This window comes from Streptomyces sp. NPDC127092, assembly GCF_042722475.1.
GTDB lineage: Bacteria > Actinomycetota > Actinomycetes > Streptomycetales > Streptomycetaceae > Streptomyces.
In genome coordinates this window covers 1-1,143 of sequence record NZ_JBHXFE010000355.1, presented here as the reverse complement: position 1 = coordinate 1,143, position 1,143 = coordinate 1, and the positions used below count along the sequence as shown (strand labels likewise).

General features: G+C 73.1%; 2 protein-coding genes. Both read right to left on the bottom strand.

Annotated features, from left to right (window positions below; genetic code table 11):
- Positions 1 to 138 precede the first annotated feature (138 nt).
- Positions 139 to 636, bottom strand: a complete 498-nt coding sequence (locus ACFWJO_RS40380; RefSeq protein ID WP_036318075.1) for an HIT family protein — start codon at positions 634 to 636, stop codon at positions 139 to 141.
- Positions 633 to 1,127 (bottom strand): hypothetical protein, encoded by a 495-nt coding sequence (locus tag ACFWJO_RS40375; protein WP_041104945.1) that lies wholly within the window; start codon positions 1,125 to 1,127, stop codon positions 633 to 635. Before ACFWJO_RS40375 ends, ACFWJO_RS40380 begins: the two co-directional genes overlap by 4 nt.
- Positions 1,128 to 1,143: the final 16 nt, after the last annotated feature.

Here is a 1,143-nt window from a genome sequence, read left to right as displayed (position 1 = left end):
AGAAGACAAAGCGGGCACTCAACCTTTTCCCGGCCTCCGCGGGGAGGGCGGCGTTCGAGGTCTTCGCAGACGGTGTGGGGGGCCGTTCGGCCGGACGCCGTGGTCCGCTTCCCCACCGCCGTGATCCGGGGCGGCCGCTCAGTCCAGGCGGGTCGGGGCGGGGTCCAGCGCGGCCGCGAGCTCCCGGGCCTTGAGGGCGCGGACCTCCGGGGCCACCGGGTGGCGCAGCTGCCGGTAGAGCAGGTCCCCCTCGAAGCGCGGGAAGACGTGCAGGTGGTAGTGCCACACGTGCTGGTTGCCGGCGGGCTCGTTGTGCTGGCGCGTGGAGATTCCCTCCGGGGCCCACGCACGCTTCATGGCCAGCGCCACCTGCTGGGCCATCAGGGCGATGCGCTGCAGCACGCGCGGGGGCAGGTCGTAGAGGTTCTCGTAGTGCTCGGCCGGGCAGACCATGGCGTGTCCCTCGTGCTCGCCGAACCCGTCCACGGCGATGAGCACGAGCAGGTCCTCGTCCTGGTAGACGGTGTCCCCGAGCTCGCAACGGTTGCCCGGGTCGGAGACGTCGCCGGCTGCGAGCCCGCAGAACGGGCAGACGTAGCCGTCCGGGGCGTGGGAGACCGGGGCGGGCGCGGTCACCGGTCCGGCCCCTCGTCGTCGTCCTCGGGGTCCTCGAAGGTCCACGCGAGCAGGTCCGTCAGGAACTCGCTGAAGGTGCCGCCCTCGTCCTGCCACTCGCCCTCGGGCGCGTCGGCACCGGCGGAGCGCCGCCACACCAGCGGGTCCGGCAACGCCAGGTTGTCCACCGGCAGGCCCCACACGACCGTCTCGTCCGCATCCTCCAGGAACATGAGGAAGCCGTCCCGCACCTCGAGGTCCTCGGGGTCCCACACGTAGTGGTCCGTCTCCATGAGGTCGCCGCAGTTGCCCAGGGCGAGGTAGAACTCGCGGAGAGCAGCCGGGATCATGAGCCCGGCGCCGAGCTGCTCCGCCGCGGGGGACTGGGCCAGCCGGGCGTCGACGTCGGCGGGGGCGAGGCCGTCGTCCTCGGCCCAGGCGTCGCCCAGCAGGTCCGGGACGAGCCGCTGGAAGGCCGGGAGGTACACGGGGGCGGGGGGCTTGGCGGGCATGCCGCCAGTCTAGGCG